The sequence below is a fragment of the Geoglobus sp. genome, from assembly GCF_054018175.1.
Map to the genome: position 1 here is coordinate 1 of NZ_JBPLZQ010000066.1, position 8,635 is coordinate 8,635.

10 protein-coding genes are annotated in these 8,635 nt (G+C 49.6%); 6 read left to right on the forward strand and 4 right to left on the reverse strand.

Going from position 1 to position 8,635, the window contains the following annotated elements; translation table 11 throughout:
* Positions 1-109: 109 nt before the first annotated feature.
* Complete coding sequence (locus ACXJJC_RS05375; RefSeq protein ID WP_456369943.1) at positions 110-1,072, forward strand: NapC/NirT family cytochrome c; 963 nt, start codon at positions 110-112, stop codon at positions 1,070-1,072.
* Here ACXJJC_RS05375 and ACXJJC_RS05380 read toward each other — a convergent pair.
* The 4 genes from ACXJJC_RS05380 to ACXJJC_RS05395 form a co-directional block, all read right to left on the reverse strand.
* On the reverse strand, positions 1,037-1,651 hold the full coding sequence (locus ACXJJC_RS05380) for a ZPR1 zinc finger domain-containing protein (protein WP_456369944.1): 615 nt from the start codon (positions 1,649-1,651) through the stop codon (positions 1,037-1,039). The genes ACXJJC_RS05375 and ACXJJC_RS05380 overlap by 36 nt on opposite strands.
* On the reverse strand, positions 1,648-2,016 hold the full coding sequence (locus ACXJJC_RS05385) for a cell division protein SepF (protein ID WP_456369958.1): 369 nt from the start codon (positions 2,014-2,016) through the stop codon (positions 1,648-1,650). The genes ACXJJC_RS05380 and ACXJJC_RS05385 overlap by 4 nt, the downstream gene beginning before the upstream one ends.
* 96 nt (positions 2,017-2,112) lie before the next feature.
* Positions 2,113-3,723 carry a hypothetical protein gene (locus ACXJJC_RS05390; protein ID WP_456369946.1) on the reverse strand — a complete coding sequence of 537 codons (1,611 nt, stop codon included), beginning with the start codon at positions 3,721-3,723 and terminating at the stop codon, positions 2,113-2,115.
* 129 nt (positions 3,724-3,852) lie between these two features.
* Positions 3,853-4,425 (reverse strand): TFIIB-type zinc ribbon-containing protein, encoded by a 573-nt coding sequence (locus ACXJJC_RS05395; RefSeq protein WP_456369948.1) that lies wholly within the window; start codon positions 4,423-4,425, stop codon positions 3,853-3,855.
* 187 nt (positions 4,426-4,612) lie between these two features.
* Here ACXJJC_RS05395 and ilvD point away from each other — a divergent pair, with 187 nt between their 5' ends.
* From ilvD to ACXJJC_RS05420, 5 genes are all read left to right on the forward strand, one after another.
* Positions 4,613-6,253, forward strand: a complete 1,641-nt coding sequence (ilvD, locus tag ACXJJC_RS05400; RefSeq protein ID WP_456369950.1) for a dihydroxy-acid dehydratase — start codon at positions 4,613-4,615, stop codon at positions 6,251-6,253.
* A gap of 77 nt (positions 6,254-6,330) precedes the next feature.
* Positions 6,331-6,660 carry a nucleotidyltransferase domain-containing protein gene (locus tag ACXJJC_RS05405; protein WP_456369952.1) on the forward strand — a complete coding sequence of 110 codons (330 nt, stop codon included), beginning with the start codon at positions 6,331-6,333 and terminating at the stop codon, positions 6,658-6,660.
* The gene (locus ACXJJC_RS05410; RefSeq protein ID WP_456369954.1) at positions 6,653-7,042 is read left to right on the forward strand and encodes a HEPN domain-containing protein; all 390 of its coding nucleotides are present in this window, start codon (positions 6,653-6,655) and stop codon (positions 7,040-7,042) included. The genes ACXJJC_RS05405 and ACXJJC_RS05410 overlap by 8 nt, the downstream gene beginning before the upstream one ends.
* Positions 7,043-7,127: 85 nt before the next feature.
* Complete coding sequence (locus ACXJJC_RS05415) at positions 7,128-7,859, forward strand: TatD family hydrolase (RefSeq protein WP_456369955.1); 732 nt, start codon at positions 7,128-7,130, stop codon at positions 7,857-7,859.
* Between the two features lie 256 nt (positions 7,860-8,115).
* Positions 8,116-8,616 carry a DUF6653 family protein gene (locus tag ACXJJC_RS05420; RefSeq protein WP_456369956.1) on the forward strand — a complete coding sequence of 167 codons (501 nt, stop codon included), beginning with the start codon at positions 8,116-8,118 and terminating at the stop codon, positions 8,614-8,616.
* The last annotated feature ends 19 nt before the right edge of the window (positions 8,617-8,635 follow it).

The following is an 8,635-nucleotide window of genomic DNA, read 5'->3' on the forward strand; positions in this document are numbered from 1 at the left end:
GTAAGGAGGGGCTGGTAGCGGCCCTTGCAGTGCTTGCAGCGCCACTCGTCATGCTCCCGATAGTAGCATTTATCTTCCCACCCTACCAAAAAAGGATCAGGGCGGAGCTATGAAATGGACGTGTCCATTCTGTCAGTCGGAAAACGAGGGGGAAGAATACCGGTGCGAGGTGTGCGGGAAGGAATTCAGGAAAGTCAGGGGCAGGCTCGTGGAGGTGAAGAAGAGACCCCCCGAGCTGATCATATCTCTTTTTTTGATAGGAGCATTCATTCTCGGAAACGTCGTGCTCGTCGGAATTGAGTACGCAAGCGATCCCAGTCTCTGTACAACCTGTCACCAGATGGAGTACTACTTCCACAGCTGGGAGGAGTCAACTCACAGAGGGATTAAGTGCTACGTGTGTCACTATGGCAGCAACCCTGTCGACTTTCTGAAGGGGGCTTACCACTCCCTTTCAGTGCTCACGGCAAAGCAGCCCCCCTACGTGAACCTTCCGGCCAACATATCCTCCAGCAACTGTTTGCAGTGTCACGGGAACATCACTCAGGTCGGGACTCTCAAGTACAAGAACCTCTCGTTCAGTCACCGCAACCACCTGGACGGCTACAAGAGAGGTTTTCTCAAGCTCGAGTGCGTGAGCTGCCACAGGGAAATTGTGATCGGCAGCCACATCGCAGTCAAGGACACCACCTGCTTCGTGTGTCACTTCTACAAGACTCCTGAGGGAATTCCTGTCACCGGATGTCCGTCCTGCCACAAGAATCCATCAGACAAGATTTACTTCAAGAACGTCACGTTCTACCACACCTCTCACCTGAAAAGAGACATCAAGTGCGAGTTCTGCCACAAGAACACGATCAGGTTTTACGGGAACATGACCCTCAACTGCAAGAAGTGTCACATAACCGATGTAGGTAACAGGTCAGTTCCCGACCTTCAGATGCACAGCATTCACGTCAACAGATTCAAGATAGACTGCGTGTCGTGTCACGAGAAACCAGAGCACAGGCCGGTGGTGGATGAGAAAAAGTGCAACCTATGTCACATCGGGCTCTTTCCCACCGGCACCTGAATTTTTCACGACCTCTCTGAGGTAGTCCTCCCCGGTTATATCGACTATGGTCAGTCCGGTTTTGAGACTTTTCGCCTCCAATTCGCTCATCTTCTCCATAAACGCGCGATCGTCGATTATCATGCTGTTTCCGTGAGGATCCTCGACAACTAATGTGAGCCTTTCCTTCCCCTCTATCGCGAGCCTCAGCTTCTCCAGTATGAACTCACACCTCCTCACCGCATCCTCATCGTCGGAGTTCCACCTCTTCGCCATTTCCACTATGTCCCCGAACCTCATCAGCACGCCCTCTATGTTGGTGATGAACCCCTGGCTTGCAGGTCCGGGTTCCATTGCAAGCCCCAGCTCTGGAATTCTTATCGTCCCCGATGTTGACCTGACGACCTTAGAAAATAGTGTGTTCTCGTTCACCTCTATGGTGAACCTGACCGGGTCCTTGATCTCGGCGACAAACGAGTCCGAATGCCTGAAGCCGCACTCGCAGCTCACAGAGGTTATCAGGAGCTTGCCAAAATAGGGTGTGTCGTAGGTTGCGGTGACCACTCTGAGCTCCTCGCCGCAAACCGGGCAGGGAATCATCTTCTGGTTCCTCTGATCTTGTTTCTGTCGATTTTGATTCCCATTGGCGTTATTATCACGTAATCTTCTCCGAGACCCACTATGTCTCCGTGGACATCCTCTGCGAGCTGTCTCAGGTCCTTGAGAACCCTGTCGAGCGTGAGCTTATCGTGCTTGAGGAATGCCACGTCTGCGATCACAATGTTTCCATCGTAAACCTGCCGTCTAACTTCCGGAATCTCGTTGAGGCTCGTGATCTCCGCGACCTTTATGTATGTTTCTCCATCACCCTCGAGTTCGGCCTCGAATTCACTAAGGTCGAGTTCCTCGTATTCGTCCACATTCACCCTTTCCTGCTTGCCAAAGAGCTTCTCCATAAGTCCCATGACACTCACCTGAAAGAAATTGTGGATAATTACTATTTAAAGTTTCACGTCGGAAACCGCTGATCGGCGTCGAAAAAATTGGGGTTCTGAATGCCGTCAGCTCTTACCTGTCGTGTTTTCGAGTGGAAGCACTGTCATCCTTATGTCCTTGGCCCTCGCAGTTTCTGTGGTTCTGTAGTCGAACTTCCCGTCAATGCCGAGTATCTTGAACGACACCACCTTCACCTCTTCACCAGTTGTGCTGTTTCTTGCGGTGAAAACTTCAAGGAACACTCTGTCCAAGTAGTCCGAAGCAACTCTGCTGGAGCTGGGCTTCTTTGTGCCCTGCTTGACTCCCGGATCTCCAATGGCTATCAGAACGTTTCCGTGCGTGTCGGAAATCACATACACTTTCACCGACAGGCTGGAATCCTCCTGAATAACCTGAACTCCATCCGGGGCTGGCAGTTCCTGAGACCCAGGCAGGCCTGCTTCACGGGGTGTTTTGAACTCGGCCGAGATTGACTTTGCAATCGCAGACTGAAATGCGTCAAGTGCCTTTTTCGGCGAGTTTGTGGAAACTGCGTCTCCACCAACCCTCACGTTAATGTTCACAAGCTGCTCCGCAAGTTCTTTCAGGTCAGCATTCATGGTGAGCGCAGTAATTTTATACTCTCCTGGCATGAGGTAGATGCTGTCAATCGGTGTTGGATAAATGCCATCATCTGTGGGCTCAAACACGAAGGGAGCTATCTGGGGAGATGGGCAGATAACGAGTTCGTCAGGCTCTTCCGGCATTGGCTGAAGAACCACGGTATCTGGAGGCAGGGGCTTGCACAACTCCTTAAGCTTGTCCAGATCAACATCGTCAACCACACCGAGCAGTGTTGTATTTACCGGGGGAATTACGTAATTTCCATTCATGTCAGGAGCAACCTTCATGACAGTTTCTCCGCTTTGGGGGTCAACAAGTCTCAGAGCTGGCAGGCTCTCCGAGCTGAAGTTAAGTCTGACACCGTTTTTGGCTCCGACAGTTATCGAAACAGCATCACTGATCTGTCCCGCGCCAACAGTTCTTCCACCTTCTCTAATCACCTTCAGGGTGCTTCCTGTTCCGAAGTGGTATATTTCGAGGCTCTGAAACTCAAGACTTCTGATTGCGTTCATTTTCTTCACCATCTGGCTGGCGCTGATGTTTTCGATGCTCTTCCCTGACCCGTAGAAGAACCTGCCATCCGGGCTGTAGAATGAAGATATGTTCTTCCCGTCAACTGCCATATCCCAGTAGGTTTTCTCGATTCTGGCAACAGCCACAAGACTTCTCAGATTCTGAACTTCGTAGTATTTCAGGCTGACGGCTTCTCTGAGCAGGCTTTCCCGCAGTTCTTGATCTGCATCGCTCGCGCTGTTAACGAGCTCATCCACTTTCCTGTCCCACAGGTTTGTCTCCTCACCACTCAGCTCATATCCCATATCCGATAAGGCTTTCTCAGCTTCTCTGACCTCAGCATCGTATGTCCTGATGGTTTCAGCAAAATCAGCTGTCCCGGTTTCTGTCACGCTGGCTTCCTTTTCGACAGTACCACTTTTTTCCGGGAGGGTCTCTTTTTCCTCCGGAGTGGGAGCAGGCTGTTTCACCTCTCCCTGATCAGCACAGCCTGAAATGGCTGCGGCAAACAGAACGAGGCCCAGCATTATGGCCAGACCCGCAAAACCTTTTACCGACATGTTTCACACATCCAAATTGCCTTGAGGCATTTTCATCATATTTGATACTGTTAGATGATTGTATATTGATTCTCCCTAAGTTCTGCGGATTATGTCAGAGTTGTTTTTACCCGGTGATAATTACCCGGGCTATGGGCGATTTTCTCTTTCCAGCCTCTTCACCCTTCCACGCTCTCTTTTCAGACTGGTAATTATGGCCACATCGAGTAAGACCACAAACGCGGTAAACCAGTTCATCCCCTCGGCAAGATAGACATACAGTCCAACTGCTGTAACAAATGCGACTGTCGGAACAAATAAGACGAGGAGCAGTATGAAGGACACTCTCCTTTTTTCGGCGCTCGAATCGGCAATTTCGAGGGTGTAGTTACCAAACCTTGCAGAATACCAGAGAATCAGGATAGCGAGAACAAATGGCGGTGTGTATTTTTCCGGGTTGCTCAGATCTTCCATAAAGTTTAAAGCATGTATTCTATCGGCCATTGGCACGGGATTTCTGGAAATTTCGAGAAGAAATACCCAGCCGGCCAGAATCAGAAACAGAGCTGTAACCACATACCTGTGCAGACCTTCATGCCTTATTCTTGCCTCCACCACTGCCTTACAATTCGGACACTCGAAAATGCGAAAATGTCTGAGCTGAGATGCCAGTTTCCACCATGAGGGCAGGTCTGCCCCGCAGTTCGGACATTTAAGGGTCATTGTGGCATTTTTATCTCTATTATATTTAAAAATTTTTTGATACTCAACAACATTAATCAGAAAAATAAAGGATAGTTTATAATCAAACAGTTTTTCGCAGATTGAGCTGACGGTATGCCGGCACCGAACATACTCCCGGACTTTCCCGGACGGGAAGGTTAAAATATGCCCCTTGCCACTTCATGTCATGCGAAGCGACACGGTCAAGAAGGGTGTTGATAGGGTAGCCCACAGAGCGCTTTTAAGGGCTTTAGGTCTGACAGATGACGATTTTGATAAACCATTCATCGGGATAGCCAACGCCTACAATACAGTTGTTCCTGGCCACATGGCCCTTGACAGAATAACTGAGTATGTGAAGCAGGGCATAATTGCCGCAGGCGGAGTTCCATTTGAGTTCGGAGTTATTGGAGTTTGTGACGGCATAGCGATGGGTCATGTTGGAATGAGCTACGCTTTACCTTCCAGGGAGGTCATAGCAGACTCCATAGAGGTCATGGTTGAGGCGCACAGATTTGATGGTCTGGTGGTTGTTGGCAGCTGCGACAAAATCGTGCCGGGAATGCTCATGGCAATGCTCAGGCTCGACATTCCTGCCATAGCCGTAACAGGCGGTCCAATGATAGCTGAGAGGGTTTACGGTGAGAGGGTTACGATAAAGGACGCTTTCGAGGCTGCAGGTCTTTACAAGGCAGGACAGCTCGACGACGAGGGACTGAAGCTTTACGAGAACTTCTGCGCACCATCGTGCGGAAGCTGTCAGGGGCTTTACACCGCAAACACCATGCAGATTCTCACTGAAACTCTTGGCCTGAGCCTGCCCTACACCTCCACATCACCATGCGGCTCTTCGAGAAAGCTCAGAATAGCAAAAGAGGCTGGCAAGAGGGTAGTTGAGCTGGTCAGGCAGAACCTGAAGCCTTCAGACATCGTGACGGAGAGAAGCTTCGAGAATGCTGTAACTATGGACATGATGATTGGTGGTTCAACAAACACAGTGTTGCATCTGCCTGCAATTGCGAGGGAAGCAGGGATAAAGCTGAGCCTTGACGTGTTCGAGGAGATAAGCAGGAAGACCCCTCACTTAGTAAAACTCGACCCGGCGAGCAGGGATGTGGTTGTTGATCTCGATGAAAGCGGAGGTGTACCCATGATCTTCAGGAAAGCCAGGCAGTACTTCCACAACGAGCTAACCGTTGGTGGACTGAGAATCCACGAGATTGCAGAGCTTGCTGTCAGAAGAGGGGTGGACATAATAAGGGAGCCGTCCAACCCGTACAGCAGAGAAGGTGGAATAGCGATTCTGAAGGGCAATATCGCAGAGAGAGGGGCAGTTGTGAAGGCTGCTGCTGTTGAGGAGGATATGAGGGTCTTCGAGGGTGAGGCAAGGGTCTTTGACTCTGAAAAGCTTGCTCTTGATGCTATTCTGGCAGGCGAGATTCAGGAGGGGCAGGTTGTCGTGATAAGGTACATGGGGCCGAAAGCTGCGGGAATGCCTGAGATGCTCCTGCCTACAGCAGCAATAGCCGGAATGGGCCTGCAGAGGGTTGCGCTCATAACAGACGGCAGGTTCAGCGGTGCAACGAGAGGACCGGCAATAGGCCACATCTCCCCCGAAGCATTGGCTGGAGGAAACATCGCGCTGATTGAGGACGGAGATGTGATTGAGATCAACATTCCTGAAAGGAAGCTGAATGTCAGGCTGAGCGAGGACGAGCTTACGGAGAGGAAGGAGAGGTGGAAGCCGAGAGAGATAAAGCACAGAGGATACCTGGCAAAATACTCCAAGCTCGTGAGCGGTGCTGATGAGGGAGCGATTCTCAAATAACTTATTTTTTATTGAAATATTGCAAAAATACTGGCCTGCAAAAACCATTAAAAAGATTAGGGAGTATATTGAACTGAATGAGGGTAGAATTAAGTGAATTGCCTGAAAGCAAGAGAGAGGCAATTAGCGAATTTATCAAGATTCTTAGAGAGTCATTTGGTGAAAGTATAGCGAAGGTAATCTTATTTGGTTCTGTTGCGAGGGGCGATTTTACCGATGAAAGTGACATTGATGTGCTGGTTGTAGGTGATGTAAGACTTGAGGATATCTCAAAAATAACCTCACACATTCTTTTGAAATACGGGGAGGTAATATCCGCAATGGTTAGAACAGAGGAGGAGGTAATGAGCAGAAAATCATTCTCCTTTTACAGAAACATCCTGAGGGAAGGTGTGGAAATTGCATGATGAGATTGCTGAGCAGATTTCTATGGCTGAAGAATGCTTGGAAGAGGCAAAATTACTCCTATCCAGTGAATATTATCGGGGTGCAGCTTCAAGAGCTTATTATGCCATGTTCCATGCTGCAAAAGCCATGTTACTCGCGAAAAACATCTCTCCAAAAAGACACGTTGGCGTTTTGAGAATGCTCGGTGTCGAATTTGTCAACAAAGGCTATCTCGAAGAAACCTATGCTGAAGCGTACAAACTTGCATTTGACATCAGAATGGATGCAGATTATGAAGGCGGGCTGAAATTGAGCAAAGAGATGGCCGAGCAGGTGGTACACGATGCCGAGGAGTTCTTGAAGAAAGCAAGAATCGTGATTGAGCAGATTGCCAGTGAATGAACCCCAGTTAACACCCCGGCTCTTTCGCCATGACCTGTATTGCAGAAACAGCATGATTTTTATTTGTGCGGGACAGGTAATGTTCATGATTCTCGTAGATACTCACATCCATTCTGAGGGCAGGAGTGTTGAGGATTTGAAACACATGGCCGGGAACGGGATAAAGAAGGCCATAACCTGCGCCTTCTATCCGATACAGCCTGAATTTCCCGAAACCCTGATGGATCTCGCAAGAAAACTGACGGAATTTGAACCTGAGAGGGGAAAGAAGGCAGGAATGGAGATTCATTCTGCGGTGGGAATTCATCCGAGGTGTATCCCTCCAGGATGGGAAAGAGTCCTCGAGTTCATCGAGAGCTATTCTGGATATGTCGCTATTGGTGAGATAGGACTTGAAGACGGCAGTGATGAAGAAAAGGAGGTTCTGAAAGCCCAGTTACAGCTTGCGAAGAAACTCGACATCCCGGCAGTAATCCACACTCCCAGAAAGAACAAGGAGGCGATTCTCGAGAAAACCCTGCAAATTCTTGAAGATGTATCCTTCCCTGAGGAGCTTGCCCTGATAGACCACAACTCCGTCGGGACTGTGAAAGCTGTGCTTGAAAAGGGATACTGGGCCGGAATAACCGTGCAGCCCGGAAAGCTCACCGTGGATGAGGCTGTAAGGATAATTGAGGAGTTCGGAGATGAGAGGCTGATTGCCAACAGCGACACCGGTTTCAGCGAGTCGGACATGCTTGCAGTGAAGAGGCTGTACGATGCATGCGGGAACGAGAGGGTTGTTGGGAAGAATGCGGAGAGGTTTTTCGGGATTTGACTGAGAAACCTTTTTATTTTCCAGAACCAGTAGTCTACCTTGCTAACCCCATTATATTTGCGAGCGTGTGTCGCAATCATGGATTCCGGGTTACTGGATGGAGCTGTGAGACGGAGGGGAAGCCTGACCGAATCTCCGAACTCCTGAGGATGAGTTGACTGAAGTGGAGATTGAGGGACTCAGCAGATTAAACGAGGGGATGGGGGAGTGAAAAACCCCTCTTGACAATCTTCCTTGAGGTGGGAAAACAGTGTCCATGGAGAGGGCAATAGCTAAACGTTTTGGGCTTGAAAGCCCGGAGGACTGGATGAGGCATGCAAATCCCTGGAGCGTGATTACGAGGTTCACAACATTGCCACCTTTGGTACTTGCGGTCTGGTCGAGGGTCTGGCTCGGCTGGTATTCCCTGATTTTTGTTGGGGTGGTTGTCGCCTGGTCTATGATAAATCCAACCCTTTTCGCAAAACAGACGAAGATTGACAGCTGGTGGTCGAAGTGCGTGGCTGGCGAGTATTTCTGGGCAAACAGAGACAGGTTTCCGGTATCTGATCACCACCACAGGGTCATTAGGGTACTGACGTTTTTGCAGGCTGCCGGCGGAGTCTTTCTCATAGTGGGGATGTACCTGCTCGACGTCTGGATGACCATCGCAGGAGTTTTCTGGGTGTATCTCAGCAAGATGTGGTTTCTTGACAGAATGGTCCGGATATACGAGGAGATGAAGGATCACGCTGGTGAGCTGGAAAGAGGCACATAATCCAGGGGCGTCTTAAAAA